This window comes from Psychrobacter sp. APC 3281 (assembly GCF_030407815.1).
GTDB lineage: Bacteria > Pseudomonadota > Gammaproteobacteria > Pseudomonadales > Moraxellaceae > Psychrobacter.
This window is the reverse complement of the sequence record NZ_JASDCS010000005.1, coordinates 130530-148062: the sequence shown is the minus strand read 5'-3', so window position 1 is coordinate 148062 and position 17533 is coordinate 130530. Positions and strand designations below refer to the sequence as shown.

Here is a 17533-nt window from a genome sequence, read left to right as displayed (position 1 = left end):
AGTAATCAATCTGACAAATCACGTTCATGAGTATCCTTACCATGCATAATGCTCCTGCCGTCTATGTACCTACCGAACCAGAAAGCAACGGCCTCACATTGCCGACGTTGCTAAGCTTGCTGGCGCATGGCCTTGTTATCGGCATACTGGTTTACAACTATCAAACCACTGAGGTTGAGACTGCTGGTAGTATCGAAACGGTCATGGTATCTCCTGAGCAACTTGCTGAAATGCAAGGACAAATACTGGCCAACCGTGCAGCAGCCAGTGCAATGCAGATGGATAGTAGCACTAGCGGCTCGTCCAGTAGTGCCCAGCTAGAAGTATCTGGCAGTAGCGTCAGTGCGCAAAATCCAAGTCAGACAAGCTCTCAACGTGTCCCTGTATTTACACGATCTGAGGAGCCAGCTGGTCAACCCATACTTATGAGCGAAGACCATCAACAACGTCTACTTGAGCAAAATCAAGAGTATGAGCGCAAAATGGCTGAGTGGGCAGCACAACTAGATGAATCAGCCATGGAAGAGCTTGATCAAGTCGATCAAAGCAAACGCGAGCAGCTCATAGAAGAACAGAAAAGGCTGGGAGAGTTTCGTCAAAAGCAAAATAATCCACCAAAGATAAAACGTCCTACTGCTACTGATCGCAATATTGAGATTGATACTGCCGGCTCTGGCAATGCAGGCAAAACCTTTAGCCTGTCAGATGGGCAGTCTACTATGTCTGGTGATACGTCAACTTCTAGTACGTCCAAGGGCAGTAGTCGTTCTGCATCTAGTGGTAGTCGTGGTGCCAGCAACAGCGAAATTATCAATTTAATCAAGCGCAACTATACGCCGCCTACTGCTGCGCGAGGCTCTACTCAACGTGCCACCTTGACTATCACTGTCAATGCAAATGGCGATGTAATCAATGTGACCGCCTCTGGACCTGATAGCACGGTCAATGAAGCGGCAAGACAAGCGGTACTCAATACTGGCAGTCTCCCGATTGATGCTGATGACCCTAAATACCCGACTTTTACCATACAATTTAAAGGCAGCAATTAATCAGTTGCTAGGTTCTTATAATATTGGTAACGTGACGTTAAGCGGCTTGTCTCGCATAGGTTACTGCCTCATCTAGATGCTTGTCTCATTAAATAAAAAATTAATATCATACTAATTTTAGGAGCTCCATTTACTCATGCGTACCCACAAAAAATTACTAGTCTCATTACTCGCCAGTACCTCAGCATTACTAGCATCGCAAAGCGTGCTCGCTGCACCTGTTGTACTAGAATTGGACTATGAGATTCCTGTTCAGCAAAACCAAGTTGCGTTTGTATCGTTTGCGGGTGACTCTGTCTTATCACCGATTATATTAAATGACTTGAGTAAAACCGAGCTAAAAGTAACCAATCAAGATCTGCCGCAGCAGCCGCACAGTAGTAAAGAGCTGACAGGCACATTACCCGTTTGGCAAAGCATGGGCATACCGTATTTGGTCGTCGGCAGTACGCGTACCAATCGTGGCAAAATAATCACCGATTATGAAGTCATCGATGTCAAATCTGGTCGTGTGATAGAAGGCAAGCAAAGCCTAACCGCCGACAACAATAGAGAAAGTATGCGTTATGCCGGTCATGTCATCGCAGACAAAGTGTACGAGCTGATTACTGGTATTCCAGGGGATTTCTCAGGACGTATTGCTTATATTGAAGAAACAGGAACAGGCAAGCAAAAGATCTCTCGTCTCAAAGTGATGGACGCTGATGGCGAAAATGCTAGAACCATTACTGAAGTCGCAGGCTCTATCTTCTCACCAGCGTGGTCACCTGATGGCAACCGTATCGCCTACTCAGTACAACGTGAAAAATCATATCCCGTCATCTACGTGCAAAACGTCAGTGGCGGCGGCGCAACTGTCCTAACGCCTTTTTCAGGTAGCAACCTAAGCCCATCATTCTCTCCTGATGGCAGCAAGATATTATTCTCTAGTAGTTTTGAAGGTAGCGCTGATATCTATGAGATGAGCGCTAGCGGCGGTACACCTAGAAGGCTCACCAATTTACCGAGCAGTGAAGTACAACCAAGCTATGCACCAGACGGCAAATCTTTTGTGTTTGTCAGTGATAAAACTGGCTTTAACAAGCCGCAAGTCTATCGCTACGAGTTTGCCACGGGACAAACGACTAAAGTGTCAAACGGTGGTTATGCAACCAGCCCACAGTTTAGCAGTGACGGTACACAAATTGCCTTTTTGAGTGGGCGCTCAGCGGCTATTATGAATAGTAATGGTGCTGTTACTACCAATCTTGGCAATACAGGTATTGACGAAGCTCCAAGCTTCTCACCAAACGGTAAACGCGTGGTCTACGCATCGACCCAAGGCGGCAAAGGCGTGCTGACTATCAAATCTCTTAATGGTGGCGAAGCGTTTGGTAAGTCAGGACAAGGTGTTATCCGCTCACCCGTATGGTCATCGAGCCCAAAATAACTGGTCGTGCACTAAAGTAGCAATTTTGATTATAGTGGAATAAAGATCAACTGTTAAGCAAACTGGTAAAAGCCCCAACCATAACGAATACGGTTGGGGCTTTTTTTGATTAAAAAACAGCAATAGAGCTGCCGATAGATCTTAGTACTTATATATTCTAAATGGTCAGCATCCTCGCCTTTAATCTACCTTCCAATGTTACCTAACCCTCCCTCCTTCGTAACAAAACTGTAAACTCACTAGTACCAAAAAAAACATTGCAATGACTTGTATTTTACCTATACCCTAAATAGACCTGACTAATTGGTCAGGTTGTTCAAATATTAGCCAACATATATTAGTTATTTTCATTGTTTATCTTACAGACGGATGCGTACCCCTATAGTTTACATCGATAAAAAACAAGTCAAAGATTGGGTTAAAACTTTGATCTCGTGATTTACCACATTGTCTGATATCTACAGTCAAGCGGGTACTAAGCAGTTATTTTAGGAGGAAACCACCATGAGTGAAAACGTTCCAGCGAATACCGATTTACTGTATAGACTGCATGACCGTCCTACCCCCATTAAAGCATTTTTAGGTGCTATACAGCACGTACTTGCAGCGTTTGTAGGTATCATCACACCCTCTCTTATCATAGGTGGCACATTAGGTTTAGGAGAGCATATCCCCTACCTTCTCAGTATGTCATTGATTGTATCTGGCGTCGCAACCTTTATTCAGACTCGTAAAGTAGGCCCTGTTGGCTCTGGCCTCATGGCGTTACAAGGCACCAGTTTTGGATTTTTGGCAGCGGTACTGACAGCAGGTTTTGTGGTAAAAAACCGCGGCGGTGGTCCAGAAGAGATTTTATCCGTTATTTTTGGTGTTTCCTTTCTCGGTGCATTTGTTGAGATATTTTTGAGTCAATTTATTACCAAACTCAAATCTTTTATGAGCCCTATTGTTACAGGCTGCGTAATTGTCACGATTGGTTTGTCACTAACCAAGGTAGGTCTGACTGACTTAGCGGGCGGGTTTGGTGCTGACGATTTTGGTAGTATTCCAAACCTACTCTTGGGCGGTGGTGTGCTGGCAAGTGTCGTACTAATTAGTATCATCAATAATAAAGTCATTCGCTCAAGCGCCATCTTTATCGGTTTGATGCTCGGCCTTGTCGCTGCCGTATTTATGGGACGTATCGATTTTTCACTGGTTTCTGAAGCGGCTTTTTTTACGGTGCCGATCCCTTTTAAATATGGCTTTGGTTTTGATTGGCAGGCTTTTATTCCTATTGCCTTTATGTATATCATTACCAGTATCGAGACCTCAGGCGATTTGACGGCGACCTCAATGATATCAGGTGAACCGATCAAAGGTCCTCTCTATGAGAAACGCATCAAAGGCGGCGTACTAGGAGATGGTGTTAACTCTCTGATTGCGGCAGTATTCAATACCTTCCCCGTGACGACCTTTAGCCAAAACAACGGTGTGATCCAGATGACGGGTATTGCCAGTCGCTATGTGGGTTTCTATGTGGGCGGCATTCTATGCCTGATGGGACTATTCCCTGTCCTTGGTGCTATTTTTACGCAATTACCGAAGCCTGTCGTTGGCGGTGTCACGCTACTGATGTTTGCGACGGTGGCGACTGCTGGCATTCGCATCTTATCTACCGTGCAATTTACGCATCGTAATGTCTTAATCATTGCCACCTCACTGGGTCTGGCAACGGGTATCGCCTTTGTCCCTGACGTACTGTCACAAACGCCGCAGTTCTTTCAGAATATCTTTGGCTCAGCGGTAACGATGGCAGGGATTGTGGCTATCACGCTTGATATGATTTTACCCAAAAACTATGGCATCGAGTTTGATACCAAAGCACAGCATGCTGAAGACGGTTTAGAACCAACGCAAGAAGTAGCGTAAGACTAAACGCAAGCTAGGGCTGAACATATCGAAGTGTTTCGCCATAAACGAGGTGCACAGAAAAATAGAAACAATCTGTGCACTTCACTGATTAAACACCTGACTTATTAAATAGGCATCCTGTCAAATAGCTATCTTGTTATCATTCAAGGCCACAGCCTTTTAAAATAAATGGCACCAGAAAATCTGCCGCACGCGCTTCATCTTCTGCGTCATACGCCGTCTTATCCATCAATCCAACGATTTCAATCTCAAATTCAGCATAACGTTGGGTAGTCGCCCAAATCAAAATCAGTAGTTGGAGAGGGTCAGTAATCCCAATTTTGCCTTGCTTGTGCCACTCTTTCATTACCTGTGCTTTATCGTGTACCCACTCCTTCATCGTAGTGGACATAAATTCATGCAAATGCGGTGCACCGCCGATGACCTCAATCGCAAACAATTTATGGCGACTTGGATTGACAAAGGCTTGATGTAGCTTGGTACGGACGAATTTTTCGATAACTGTTTTTGGATCGCTATCTACTGTCATGGTTACCAAACCTTCATTCCATTCTTGAATGATCGAGCGTAGCACTGCCATGTAGAGGTTTTTTTTATTTTTAAAGTAGTAGTGAACATTGGCTTTAGGCAAGCCTGCCCTATCGGCAATGCCCTGCATCGTAGCGCCGCGATAGCTCTGAAGCACAAACTCTTCTTCAGCTGCCGCTAAGATCAGCGCTTGATTCTGTGCGCGAATGGCTTGTTGGCTACGGTGCGAAGGCGTATCAGTCACTGAGGTTTCTTCCTTTTGATTGTTTTGAGTCATAGCAGTGGTATCTCACTCTAAGAGACAGGTTCGACAAAATAGTCGCTATATTTTGCTGTGTATTCTTATATAAACACATAGATTTGATCAGCATAACCTGTTAAATAAAAATATTTCGCATAAAACAGTTGACCAATTAGTCAGGTTTTAGCAAAATGGGAACTATAAATCAATTACGCCGTCATTAACTACCTCTTGCCAGACGTTTTGGACGGCTAAAATATCAGTGTTTCCTTAGCAAATCTGTTTCGTATTGTCAGTTCACTATAACTTGAAATTATTCAAAGCGTATATAAGCTCCAAAGGGCTGACTACGAACACATAGATTATCAGCTTTTGATTTTGTGCAAATTAGTAGCTGCTAGCTTAATCAAATTATTCATGAAGCTGAAGCAACCGCTGCTTATCAAGATTACTGCTTATACCTATAAGTTTATGCAAATAATCATAAGGTATAAACCTTTATCAAACATTTATCGCCCAATACAGATAACGGGCTACCCTATTAGAAAAGGATGTCATCGTGAGCTTAACCTTAGCGCAATTCAACGATTTATCACAAGAAGTCGCCATCGCCCAATTATTGACTTGTTGCACCAGTAAAAGTTGGGCCTATAAGCTTGCAGACGCTCGCCCTTTTGCAGACGTTAATGCACTGCTAGCAAGTAGCGACGCTATCTGGAACAAAGTGCAAAATGATGAGGCTAACTTATTAGAAGCGTTTGATGGGCATCCTCAAATCGGCAATGTGGCATCTCTAAAAGAGAAATACCGCAACACACAAAGTAGCGCCGCCCATGAACAATCAGGCGCTAACGATGCAGCCGATGAGGTGCTCGAAGCACTTGCCAAAGGCAATCGCGACTATCTCGATAAATTTGGTTTTATTTTTATTGTCTTTGCGACCGGCAAAAGCGCGCAGCAAATGCTAGATCTGTTATTAGCGCGCTTGTCTAACGATCGTGCTACTGAACTGGCAAATGCAGCCGCTGAACAAAATAAAATTACGCGTCTACGTTTAACTAAATTACTAGGTAATGCTTCGACAAGCAAATAGTAGTCGCAGAGTTAGACTAGCATTTTCACCCTATTTATATTTCTCACAAATTTAAAGGAAGCATTATGTCTGCCACGCTATCATCACATATCTTAGACACTCACCTTGGCAAACCTGCCGCTGATGTCGCCGTTACCTTACACCGCGTACAAGACAATGGTGTCGCCACATTATTGGCACATGGCACAACCAATAGTGATGGCCGTGTCATACCAGATGCTTGGCAATTTGATACAGCCATCGATAGCACAGAGCATCAGCTAAATATTGGCCGCTATACCATAACGTTCGATACTCAGTCTTATTTTGATGCTCAGCAGCTGACAGCATTTTACCCGCAAGTGGTTATCGACTTTGTGGTAAACGATGCCAGTCATTATCACGTGCCACTTCTGCTTAGTGCGCACGGTTATAGTACCTATCGCGGATCGTAACTTTGGTGCTATTTAGCTCTCTGCTTTGTTTTTAGATTGCAAGAAATACTATCAAAAGAAATTACCAAGACATTTTATTAAGACACTGTCATATTAAAGGACATTTATTACATGGGCGCCTATCTTCTCGAATGGTTGAGTTTATTTTTCCGCTGGTTTCATGTTATCGCTGGGGTAGCATGGATTGGTGCATCGTTTTATTTTGTGTGGCTAGATTTAAGCCTACGCAAACCGCCACAGTGGAAAACAGACAAAGGCATTTCGGGTGATCTTTGGGCCGTCCATGGCGGCGGATTTTATGAGATTGCCAAATACAAACTCGAACCAGAAGAGATGCCAAAGACGCTACATTGGTTTAAGTGGGAAGCTTATACCACTTGGCTGACGGGTGCGGCGATGATGTCTATCGTCTATTATGCCAATGCAACTGCCTACCTAATTGACCCAAGCAAAGTGCCTTTTACCAGTATCGGTGCCATTGCCACCAGCTTGCTTTTCTTGTTTGGTAGTTACTTCATTTATGAAGTTATCGTGCGCAGTCATTTGGGTAAAAACGCCTTTATCTTTAGTACCTTGATTTTTATCTTACTGGTCATCGCAAGCTGGGGTTCTTACCAGCTATTTAGTGATCGCGCCTCGTTTATTCATATCGGTGCTATCTTGGGCACGGTGATGGTAGGTAACGTATTCTTCGGTATTATGCCGGCTCAGCGTGCACTCGTTGACTGTGTGCGGCGCGGTGAAAAACCGGGTAAAGAAGTGGCTGAATTGGCATTACAAGCCAAAAATCGCTCACTGATGAATAACTACTTTACCCTACCGCTCATTTTTACCATGATCAGCAACCATTACCCAATGATGTATGCTCATGAGAAAGGTTGGTTGGTATTGGTCTTCGTCGGTATCATTACCGCGACTGCCCGTCATTACTTTAACCAAAAGCACTTAGGTCATAAAAAACCACGCTACTTGGTCATTCCAGCCGTATTAACCGTATTATTAATTATCTGGATGCGACCTGAGCCAATTGAGCCAGCGCCTGCAATGCCTGCTACTGCCTCAGTAGCACCTACGACGACTGATGGCACGTCGCCAGCTACAAGCGCGACTACTGGCTCAAACACTGATACTGTTGCTAACGCTAATACCAATTCTAATAGTAGTGCTAATAACAGTGCTAACAACAGTATTAGTAATGATGCAGCTACTGCCGAAGCCGTACCCGTGAGCGCATCAGCAGATGACGCTATGATGGATGTCGTGCATACGCGCTGTAGTACTTGTCATGCGGTACAACCGACGCAACAAGGCTTTGCCGCACCGCCAGCAGGAATCATTTTGCAAACACCGGAAGACTTAAAAATTCATAAAGCGAAAATCGTCACTGCGGTACAGACTGGCTATATGCCGCTTGGTAATATTACTCAGCTGACGGATGCCGAGCGCCAACAGCTTGTGGCATATGCATCATCACTTTAATTTTTGATAAAAAATAACTGTCCTTTATGAGCAATATTTTAATAAATATCTAAGGCTCTAAGCGATATAGGAATATAGATAATGAGCAAAAAAATTACCAGTGACTTTGATATCAGTACGTACCCGCGCGACCTAAAAGGCTATGCTGGCAATCCACCAAAAGCGAACTGGCCAGGCGGCGCAAAAATCGCCGTACAATTTGTATTAAACATCGAAGAAGGTGCAGAAAATAGCGTCATCCATGGCGATGGACAATCAGAGCGTTTTTTGTCTGATATTTTAGGCACACCAGAATTTAACAACCGTCACCAGTCTATCGAGTCTGCATTCGAATACGGTAGCCGTGTCGGTGTATGGCGTGTGCTAGATGTCTTTAAAGAATATGGTATTCCTATCACCACGTTTACCTGTGCTGCCGCTGCTGAAAAAACGCCGCATATTATTGAGCGGGTATTAGAAGACGGTCACGAAATTGCCAGTCATGGTCTACGCTGGATCACTTATCAGGATATGTACCGTGAGACGGAGCGCGAACACATTCGCTGTGCCACCCAGATATTTAAACGTATGCTAGGCGACCAACCTCTTGGTTGGTATACAGGACGTGATAGTCCAAATACTCGTGAACTGGTTGCCGAGCAAGGCGGCTATACCTATGACTCTGACTCGTACGGTGATGAGTTACCGTATTGGCTCAATGTAAAAGTCCAAGACGGCAATGTCATCACGCGTAAGCCGCATTTGGTCATACCTTATAGTCTAGAGACCAACGACATGCGTTTTTCTTCTAGCCCAGGATTCACCCATGCTGAACCATTTTATCAGTATCTCAAAGACAGCTTTGACACCTTATACGAAGAAGGCGCACATACCCCTAAAATGCTGACCATTGGCTTGCATTGCCGCATTATTGGGCGTGCAGGACGCATCAAAGCGCTAAAGCAGTTTTTGCAATATATCACCAATAAGCCCGACGTATGGATATGCCGCCGTGATGATATCGCTAAACACTGGTACGAAAACCATCCTGCCACGCCGGACAACACGGCTAACTGGATGTAAGCTAGGCTATCGCCCTGATACTCGTTCTGCTTAGCTGAGCGAGTGCGAATTAGCATAGATTAATATATAAAATAATCCATACGTTATTAATAAACACCATTATTAAAAAAGGAATCATTGTGAGTCAAAACACTTCAGAAGTTGGACAAATTATTTCCGCAAACAATCTACCTGATACCCTGCCAGCGTTTACCAAAAAATCAAACGTCGCTGACAGTCGCTTGGGTGCAAAATCACTGTTCGCCACCGATGACTTCTTTGCGGATAAAAGCCGTATTCTAAATCCTGATGCACCTATCTTTATCGTGGGTAAATTCGATGACAACGGTAAGTGGATGGACGGCTGGGAAACTCGTCGCAAGCGCCACTTGGGTTACGATTATTTAGTTATCCAGCTTGCTCGCCCAACCAAAATAGCTGGTTTAGACATTGATACCAGTCACTTTACGGGTAACTTCCCATCTTCCGCCAGTGTCGATGCCTTGTACGCGCCAGAGCTACTGCAGCAAGATGAAGCTGAACTTACCAGTCTAAGCAAAGAAGATTGGGACAATAAAAACTGGCAGGCGCTAGTAGGTATGACCCCGCTTCAAGGTCATAACCATGAGCTTATCGAGATTGATCATAAGCAAACGGTCACCCATATTCGTTTAAACATTTATCCAGATGGCGGCGTTGCCCGACTACGTGTCTATGGTGATATCCAACTTGATGCCAGCCTAAACATACAAGGCGAGACACTTGACTTGGCAGGCGCATTAAACGGTGGTCGTGCCATTGCCAGTAACGATGCGCATTTTGGTGCGGCTAGTAATTTACTACTACCAACTAAAGCGCCTAACATGGGTGATGGTTGGGAGACTCGTCGTCGCCGTGAGCCAGGCAATGACTGGTGCATCATCGCGCTAGGTCAAGCAGGTATCGTTGATTCCATCGAGATAGATACTGCTCACTTTAAAGGCAATTACCCTGATAAAGTCTCGATCCAAGCCGTCTACTCACCAAATACACCAGAGCAAACTTTAGTGACTCAGAGTATGTTTTGGGAAACCTTACTTGAACCACAAAAAACCAATGCTGATGACGTTCATACTTTTAGTAAAGATAAGCTTAAGATAGACCAGCCTATCACTCATATTCGGGTCAACATCTTTCCAGATGGTGGTATCAGCCGTGTACGCGTGTATGGCAAAATTGCTGAGGCTAATACTGATGCTGATACTGACAGTAAAGAGGCAAAATAATGAGTGTCACTCTAACGGCTAAGCCTTTAACCAAGGCAAACTTTGCCCCTTACGGCTCGGTTATCGAGCGCTATAGTGATAATGAGCAAACGGCTGACAATACTTATGAGATCAATAATGGCTATGCGGTTCGTCATCATGCACTTGCCGAAAGTAAACTCGTCGGTGGCTCAGTTGGCATGAGTATCTTTCGAGCCAAAAAGCGTGAGAATCCGATTGCCCTTTCGGTCATGGAATACCATCCGCTTGGGACACAAGCATTTGTATCTATGGAAGGCCAAGACTATATCGTCGTCGTCGCAAAAGCTGGTGTGCCGCCGCAATCACCTGATGACCTAGCCGTGTTTTACGCAAAATCTCACCAAGGTGTACAGTACGATGCTAATGTCTGGCATCACCCTCTACTCGCGCTTGGACGTGACAGTGATTTCTTAGTTATTGATCGTATCAATGGCGAGGGTAATAACTGTCATGAGATTGATATCACGGATTGGCATGTGTCTATTGAGTTAAAAGGCGAATGCAGTTAACTGAATAAAAAATAGTCGCATCCAACAAGTACAAACTTAACGCTAGCTAATTTCTATTAGCTGGCTTTTTTATGTTTATTGAGTTGTTAAATCATAGGCCTATCAATTGATTAAAGCCCGTCAGACGACCCAATTTGGGGCACATGGATATCCATTTTGGTGCTTTCATGACGCATCTGATCCTTCGAAAAACATTGTTTGTCACATATATATAAATGCACGGAAATTGGCTCTCTCATTTGAGAACAGTTAAGGACTATTTTGCTTATTTCTACCCTTATTAATGGCTAATAAGACTAAAAATTAGACGACTCTGTAGATGACAGCTCTCTAGGTCATTTGTGGCACAGTTATTGAATGCTCTTTAGTAGTAAGCATTTAAGCGCTATCAACCAACCGTTGTCTAACGAGCATTGGATTAATAGTTTGTTTACTAGCAAATAGTAACGATGCAGTTTTGGGGCAATCAACAATCAATTGTACATAAAGGGGTCATATTTTGCGTTTTGATTTATTAACGAGCTTATCCTGTCATACCAAATCATCTAGCCAGAAGCTAGCTTTACTCAAACCATTGTCGATGGCAGCTGTTGCTATCGCTGCTTTAGGTAGCATGTCGAACATCCATGCTAAGACCTTCTTTACTGATACGAGTGTCTCCGTACTTTACGGTGATGACTATGAACTTGTAGAAGACGGAGAGCTGACGACCGTCACATTAGAGCATGCTTCTGCGCATGACTGGGGCGGCGTATTCCTCTTTGTCGATCGAAACCAAGGTGCCGATGATATTGAAAACAATAGATTTAGAGAAACTTATGGTGAGCTGTCTCCTACATTCAAAATAGCAAATTTTAATGATAGTTTTATCAAGCAGGTCAATTTAGCCGCTACTTATGAATTTGGTTCGAACAGCACCGGCTTTGACCAAGATAACTATTTGGTTGGTATTGGTGCAGATCTTAATGTGCCTATTCCAGGTACGACATTTGCTTCCGCGACGCTATATCATGCATTTAATGACAATACTGACGATGATCAGCAAATTACCTTAACCTATGGTTGGGAACGCAACAACTTCGTGGTGGATGGTTTTATTGATTATTCATTTAATAATGATGACATTGAAGATAATATTCATATCAATCCGCAAATTAAATACAACTTACAAGAAGTGCTCGGTATTGATAACCGTTTAGAAGTCGGCATGGAGTATAGTTATTGGAAAAATAAATACGGTGTTGATGGCGTAAATCAAAACTCTCCTAGTGCGTTGGTAAAATTCCATTTTTAATACTCAATAGAAACTCTCTTGGCAGTAATAAACCCTTGTTCCTACAATATAGGAACAAGGGTTTGTTTTTTATATCTGAAAAAAGTCTCACTTGTTCCTGATTTAGGTACAGCGTTTATTTACACCTATAAAGTTGATTTACGATAGCGACTCACGCCGGCGATGACTGTCTGATCAATTACTCTATCATCGCCTAGCATCATTAGTACAAACAACTGCTCTTCCAGTGTCTTGGTCTGCGCCATACGTCGCTCAAGCAGTTCCGTTGCACCCATATCGATGACCACAAAATCCGCTTCTTTATTTGGCATAAAGTTACCGATTTTATTGTCCAATAATAGCGACTGGGCATTACCCAGCGTAATTTGGTACAGCCCTTGATGAGCGGATAACTGATTGCTTTGTAGTTGTTGAATTTTATACGCTTCTGACAGAGTCGTCAGCATCGACAGACTTGTCCCTGCTCCAACGTCAGTGGCGATACTGACACCGGTATAACTTAACGTTTTGGGTAAATTAAATAGTCCACTACCCAAAAACAGATTGGACGTCGGACAGTGTGATATTTGTGTACCAGTATCGCGTAAGCGCTCATACTCAGATATTTCAAGGTGAATACCATGTGCCAAAGTCGTACGTCGACCCAGTAATCCCATCGTATCATAGACATCGAGATAGCCTTTATGATTGGGATACAGTTGTTTCACAAAGGCAATCTCATCATGATTTTCTGCAAGATGCGTCTGTAGATAGACACTCTCGTAACTGGCATACAGCTCACCTGCCATTTGTAGTTGCTTGGGTGTCGAAGTAATAGCAAAGCGCGGAGTAATCGCCACATGCTGACGTCCGCGCTCATGCCAGTTATCAATGATATTTTGGGTATCTCGAATGCCCTGCTCAGCAGGCACACACAAATTATCAGGCGCATTTTGATCCATCAAGACATTACCTGTAATCATGCGGGTGTTGAGCTTGTGGCTTTCCGTAAAAAATGCGTTCACTGATTCAGGGTGGCTGGTAGAAAACACCATGGCGCTCGTCGTACCATTGGCTAGCAACTGCTTTAAAAAGAACTGTGCCGTATCATGTGCTACTTTCGGATCGCCAAAATTGGCCTCGGTGACGAAAGTATAATTATTAAGCCAATCAAGTAATTGCTCACCGTAAGCAGCAATCATATCTATTTGCGGATAATGTACATGAGTGTCAATAAAGCCTGGCATGATAAGCTTATCACTATAGTCATGCACCTTGACTACTAACTGTCCTGCTTGCTCAGAGGTATTAGTATATTTCGCTAATATTGTCTCGTTATGCCCATACTCTACAATGCACCCTGTCACATCATCTACGACAAGCGCACCATCAGCGATATATTCAGGATAAACCTGTACACCTTCAATCACTGGTAGCAACGTAATGTCTCGTTCCACAGCTAATGTCTGTGAATGATCAGAGGTTGTACGCTCAGTACGATCGCTTTCGGTCAAGTAGTGCAGCAGTCGAGCTTGATAAATATGTAGGGTCATTCGTAGATCTCACAATGGCTTGGTAGTCCTGAGCGTTTTGATAAATAGTACTGAGCGCTTTAATAATTTGATAAAAAGTATAAAAGTTATATGAAGTGAGCCGTTCAAGGAGTAGCCTGATGATACTGTTGTAGGAGCTGTGCCACGATAGAAACCGCCACCGCCATCGGCTCTTTTCCGCCAATTTGTAATCCAATTGGCATGACCAACTGATTCACCAGTTGCTCACTGTAGCCACGCTGAATCAAACGATTTCTAAAACGCTTGGCTTTGGTTGCCGAGGCAATGCAACCTATGTAAGGTGTCAAAGTATCTGAACATTGATCGTCAGATGAGCTAGTATCAGAAATAGTATCTAATGCTGCTCGTACTAGCTCAAAATCAACACTATGGTCATGAGTCATAACCAGAATAAAACGCTGACCACCCTGCTCGATAAATGGGCGCACAAAATCTACAGGCTCATCATCGATATGCGGACGGATATGCGCTGGTAAGTTATAAAATTTGGATTGATTAGTAGTAGATTCATCAACTAAGTAACGCTTAAACATCTCTGGGCGACTGTCCACCCAATCTACCTGACACGGCAACTCAGCAAGGATGGTCATGAGTGCTGAGGCTACATGTCCTGCCCCAAATACCAAGACTGACATAGGCGACGTCACATTAAAGCATTCAAACATAACGGTGACACTGCCGCCGCAGCACTGGGCCAATTTCGCACCTAGCGGATAATGTTTGGTATAGACCGCATCACGGCGCACAGCTTTAGAAGGTACTGACGTGCTTTCACTATCAGTTTCAGCAACTTTTGGTTTGACTTGTTTGGATACCGTGGCTGCTATTTCACCGTTTAGTAGTTGACGAGCAGTAGTAATCACATCGTGCTCAAGACCGCCACCGCCCAATGTATCTACGATACCATCCTGCGTGACGATCATCTTTGCCTGTAGTGCACGTGGTGCGGAGCCATTTACGGCTACGACCGTCGCCAACACGTGAGCGATACCTCGCTGCTGATATCGCGCTAGACCTTCATACCAGACGACTGGCGGTGCTAACGACTCATTCACTGTGCGCAGGACCTCTTGCCCCTGCTACATTTGGATGCTCTATCGCATTAGGCTGGTCATCAGTTTGTTTCCCTTTAACTTCTTTTGGATCGATGTCTTTGGCATGGCGTACGTCTTGCGGCATTGCTTTTTCGTTGTAAAGGTCACTGTTCTCTTCTGCGCCTTTTACTAAACTATCAACCGTATCTATATCTGCTTTAGTTGTTAAATCCCATGGCGTGCCCTGCATGCGCATCACTGCTTTTAATACCGCTTCTGGCGTCGCAGGCATGGTCAGCTCTGGATTCTTTTTATAGTCCCCAAGACTGGCCACTGCATTATTGAGGGCACACCACACGCTAGCTGCTAACATAAACGGCGGCTCGCCAACGGCTTTAGAGTTATAAATCGTTTGTTCTTCGTTTTTGCGATCATATAATTTGACATTCCACTGCTTAGGCAAGTCATGCGCAGTTGGGATTTTATAATTGGCAGGACTATCAGATGCGAGCTTACCTTTATCATTCCAGATCAGTTCTTCTGCTGTAAGCCAACCCATACCTTGCACAAAACCCCCTTCAATCTGCCCAATATCAATGGCAGGGTTGATCGATTGTCCCGCATCATGTAACACATCACAGCGCAGTACTTTGTACTCACCTGTCAACGTATCAATCTCAACCTCAGCACAAGCTGCACCCAAAGCAAAGTAGAAGAACGGACGACCCCACGCTTTAGAACGATCATAAAATATCTTAGGCGTTTTATAGTAGCCAGTAGACGACAAGCTGATACGGTTCTGGTACGACAGTTGGATTATTTCAGCAAAAGTCAGCGTTTCTTTGTCAGCGATATAGACATGATTTTTTTCAAAACGTATGTCTTCTTGCGCCACTTCGAAATGCTCAGCGGCAAATTCAAGTATGCGAGCTTTAATGCTTAAACAAGCATTTTGAGCTGCCTTACCATTGATATCTGTCCCTGATGACGCGGCAGTTGGTGAGGTATTAGGCACTTTGTCGGTACGTGTCGCTGATACTTTGACCGTGTCCAAATCAACATCAAATTCATTGGCAACAATCTGGGCAATTTTAATATATAAACCCTGCCCCATCTCCGTACCACCATGATTGAGGTGGATACTGCCATCAGTATAAATATGTACCAATGCACCTGCCTGATTTAGTGTTTGCACCGTAAATGAAATACCGAATTTTACTGGCGTTAAAGCAAGACCCAAACGTTTATCACTGCCTTCAGCGGCAGCTTTTTGATTGGCTTCTAGGATTTGCTGACGACGATTGTCATAATCACAATCGTCTGCTAACTTAGTCATGATGGTCGCTAAATCGAAATGCTCAATCGTCTGACCGTAATGCGTGCTTTGACCATCTTGATATAAGTTTGCCAAGCGTACTTGCAATGGATCTTGCCCCAGCGTATAGGCAATATGGTCCATCATATATTCAGCAGTCATCAGACCTTGCGGACCACCAAACCCTCGATAGGCAGTATTGGATACGGTATGCGTTTTGCAGCGATGACCTGCTACATGAGCAGCTGGATAATAATAAGCATTATCACAATGGAACATCGCTCTATCGACAATAGCATCAGACAAATCTGGCGCGTAACCACACAAACCAGCCAGTTGCATATCGACGCCCAATATACGACCAGACTCGTCTAAACCAACTTCATAACGGTTGGCAAACTCATGACGCTTACCCGTCACCACCATGTCATCTTGGCGATCTAGACGCATACTGACAGGGACATTATGGCGTTTGGCGATGATACCGCACAGACACGCCCAAGCAGCGGCTTGCGTTTCTTTACCACCAAACCCGCCACCCATACGGCGTACGACTGTATTTACCGCATGAAATGGCAAATCCGTCACTTCGGCGACCAACTGCTGTACTTCGCTTGGATGCTGTGACGACGTGTACACTTCTAGCCCGCCATCGTCGCAAGGCACGACATAAGACACTTGGCCTTCGAGATAAAAGTGCTCTTGTCCGCGCATATGAATATGACCTTCAATGCGAATCGGTGCGTTATCAAGCGCAGTCGCCGCGTCACCACGCTTCATAAAGTGACTCGGACGCACAAACAACGCTTGCTCTAACGCTTTATCAATACTAAGTACCGCTGACAATGGCTCATATTCTACCACTGCCTTGGTAGCCGCTTTTTTGGCAGCACGATGACTGCTCGCCACTACCACAAATAACGTTTGACCCACATACTCTGTGATGTTATCCACCATCAGTGGCTCACCATCAAACACCGCACCGATATCGGTCTGCGCCGGTAAATCTTTAAAACTTAAAACATCTACCACCCCATCCGCATCTCTGACAGCGCTCAGATCCATACTCATCACACGTGCGTGAGCGTGGCTGCTTTTACCTACTGCCAGATGTAGCGTGCCTTGCGGCTTTGCAATATCATCCACATAAGTCGCCGTTCCCATGACATGGCTAATCGCACTATCATGCTTAGCCGAGGTGCCAATTTTGTTTTTTGGCGGACGCACGCGGCGGATACTATAACTGTCAAATAAGGACGAATGATGGCTCATGGCGGATCTCTTTTATTAGGACGCTTTAATTAATGCTTTTTTATTCTTGGCAAATATAACGA

At 44.3% G+C, this 17533-nt stretch carries 14 protein-coding genes; 10 read left to right on the top strand and 4 right to left on the bottom strand.

What is annotated here, in order from left to right; all coding sequences use genetic code 11:
• Positions 1 to 26: 26 nt before the first annotated feature.
• The 3 genes from QL886_RS05005 (at position 27) to QL886_RS04995 (ending at position 4389) form a co-directional block, all read left to right on the top strand.
• Entirely contained in the window at positions 27 to 1049 is a 1023-nt protein-coding gene (locus QL886_RS05005; protein WP_290177848.1) for a cell envelope integrity protein TolA, read from the top strand.
• A gap of 136 nt (positions 1050 to 1185) precedes the next feature.
• The gene (locus QL886_RS05000; RefSeq protein ID WP_290177847.1) at positions 1186 to 2478 is read left to right on the top strand and encodes a translocation protein TolB; all 1293 of its coding nucleotides are present in this window, start codon (positions 1186 to 1188) and stop codon (positions 2476 to 2478) included.
• Between the two features lie 504 nt (positions 2479 to 2982).
• Positions 2983 to 4389 carry a nucleobase:cation symporter-2 family protein gene (locus QL886_RS04995; RefSeq protein ID WP_290177846.1) on the top strand — a complete coding sequence of 469 codons (1407 nt, stop codon included), beginning with the start codon at positions 2983 to 2985 and terminating at the stop codon, positions 4387 to 4389.
• A gap of 142 nt (positions 4390 to 4531) precedes the next feature.
• Here QL886_RS04995 and QL886_RS04990 read toward each other — a convergent pair whose 3' ends face one another.
• A complete protein-coding gene (locus tag QL886_RS04990; RefSeq protein WP_290177845.1) occupies positions 4532 to 5197 on the bottom strand; it encodes a TetR/AcrR family transcriptional regulator in 666 nt (221 codons plus the stop codon).
• A 523-nt stretch (positions 5198 to 5720) separates the two neighbouring features.
• Here QL886_RS04990 and uraD point away from each other — a divergent pair.
• The 7 genes from uraD to QL886_RS04955 all read left to right on the top strand — a co-directional run bounded on the left by uraD (position 5721) and on the right by QL886_RS04955 (position 12297).
• Positions 5721 to 6254, top strand: coding sequence for a 2-oxo-4-hydroxy-4-carboxy-5-ureidoimidazoline decarboxylase (gene uraD, locus QL886_RS04985; protein ID WP_290177844.1), 534 nt, complete (start codon positions 5721 to 5723; stop codon positions 6252 to 6254).
• A gap of 65 nt (positions 6255 to 6319) precedes the next feature.
• Positions 6320 to 6688, top strand: coding sequence for a hydroxyisourate hydrolase (uraH, locus tag QL886_RS04980; RefSeq protein WP_290177843.1), 369 nt, complete (start codon positions 6320 to 6322; stop codon positions 6686 to 6688).
• A gap of 111 nt (positions 6689 to 6799) precedes the next feature.
• Positions 6800 to 8167, top strand: a complete 1368-nt coding sequence (locus tag QL886_RS04975; protein WP_290177842.1) for a urate hydroxylase PuuD — start codon at positions 6800 to 6802, stop codon at positions 8165 to 8167.
• A gap of 81 nt (positions 8168 to 8248) precedes the next feature.
• The gene (gene puuE / locus QL886_RS04970) at positions 8249 to 9229 is read left to right on the top strand and encodes an allantoinase PuuE (RefSeq protein WP_290177841.1); all 981 of its coding nucleotides are present in this window, start codon (positions 8249 to 8251) and stop codon (positions 9227 to 9229) included.
• Positions 9230 to 9381: 152 nt separating this feature from the next.
• Positions 9382 to 10473 carry an allantoicase gene (gene alc / locus QL886_RS04965; RefSeq protein WP_290177913.1) on the top strand — a complete coding sequence of 364 codons (1092 nt, stop codon included), beginning with the start codon at positions 9382 to 9384 and terminating at the stop codon, positions 10471 to 10473.
• The gene (locus QL886_RS04960) at positions 10473 to 11003 is read left to right on the top strand and encodes an ureidoglycolate lyase (RefSeq protein ID WP_290177840.1); all 531 of its coding nucleotides are present in this window, start codon (positions 10473 to 10475) and stop codon (positions 11001 to 11003) included. The genes alc and QL886_RS04960 overlap by 1 nt, the downstream gene beginning before the upstream one ends.
• 499 nt (positions 11004 to 11502) lie before the next feature.
• Complete coding sequence (locus QL886_RS04955) at positions 11503 to 12297, top strand: DUF5020 family protein (RefSeq protein WP_290177839.1); 795 nt, start codon at positions 11503 to 11505, stop codon at positions 12295 to 12297.
• A 125-nt stretch (positions 12298 to 12422) separates the two neighbouring features.
• Here QL886_RS04955 and guaD read toward each other — a convergent pair whose 3' ends face one another.
• The 3 genes from guaD to xdhB all read right to left on the bottom strand — a co-directional run bounded on the left by guaD (position 12423) and on the right by xdhB (position 17471).
• Entirely contained in the window at positions 12423 to 13829 is a 1407-nt protein-coding gene (guaD, locus tag QL886_RS04950) for a guanine deaminase (RefSeq protein ID WP_290177838.1), read from the bottom strand.
• A gap of 104 nt (positions 13830 to 13933) precedes the next feature.
• Entirely contained in the window at positions 13934 to 14905 is a 972-nt protein-coding gene (locus tag QL886_RS04945) for an XdhC family protein (protein WP_290177837.1), read from the bottom strand.
• The gene (xdhB, locus tag QL886_RS04940; protein WP_290177836.1) at positions 14898 to 17471 is read right to left on the bottom strand and encodes a xanthine dehydrogenase molybdopterin binding subunit; all 2574 of its coding nucleotides are present in this window, start codon (positions 17469 to 17471) and stop codon (positions 14898 to 14900) included. The genes QL886_RS04945 and xdhB overlap by 8 nt, the downstream gene beginning before the upstream one ends.
• Positions 17472 to 17533 lie beyond the last annotated feature (62 nt).

Coding starts and splice junctions, on each gene's coding strand:
- QL886_RS05005 (WP_290177848.1), top strand. CDS start 27: ATGAGTATCCTTACCATGCATAATGCTCCTGCCGTCTATGTACCTACC.
- QL886_RS04975 (WP_290177842.1), top strand. CDS start 6,800: ATGGGCGCCTATCTTCTCGAATGGTTGAGTTTATTTTTCCGCTGGTTT.
- xdhB (WP_290177836.1), bottom strand. CDS start 17,471: ATGAGCCATCATTCGTCCTTATTTGACAGTTATAGTATCCGCCGCGTG.
- QL886_RS04995 (WP_290177846.1), top strand. CDS start 2,983: ATGAGTGAAAACGTTCCAGCGAATACCGATTTACTGTATAGACTGCAT.
- QL886_RS05000 (WP_290177847.1), top strand. CDS start 1,186: ATGCGTACCCACAAAAAATTACTAGTCTCATTACTCGCCAGTACCTCA.
- QL886_RS04960 (WP_290177840.1), top strand. CDS start 10,473: ATGAGTGTCACTCTAACGGCTAAGCCTTTAACCAAGGCAAACTTTGCC.
- guaD (WP_290177838.1), bottom strand. CDS start 13,829: ATGACCCTACATATTTATCAAGCTCGACTGCTGCACTACTTGACCGAA.
- puuE (WP_290177841.1), top strand. CDS start 8,249: ATGAGCAAAAAAATTACCAGTGACTTTGATATCAGTACGTACCCGCGC.
- uraH (WP_290177843.1), top strand. CDS start 6,320: ATGTCTGCCACGCTATCATCACATATCTTAGACACTCACCTTGGCAAA.
- QL886_RS04990 (WP_290177845.1), bottom strand. CDS start 5,197: ATGACTCAAAACAATCAAAAGGAAGAAACCTCAGTGACTGATACGCCT.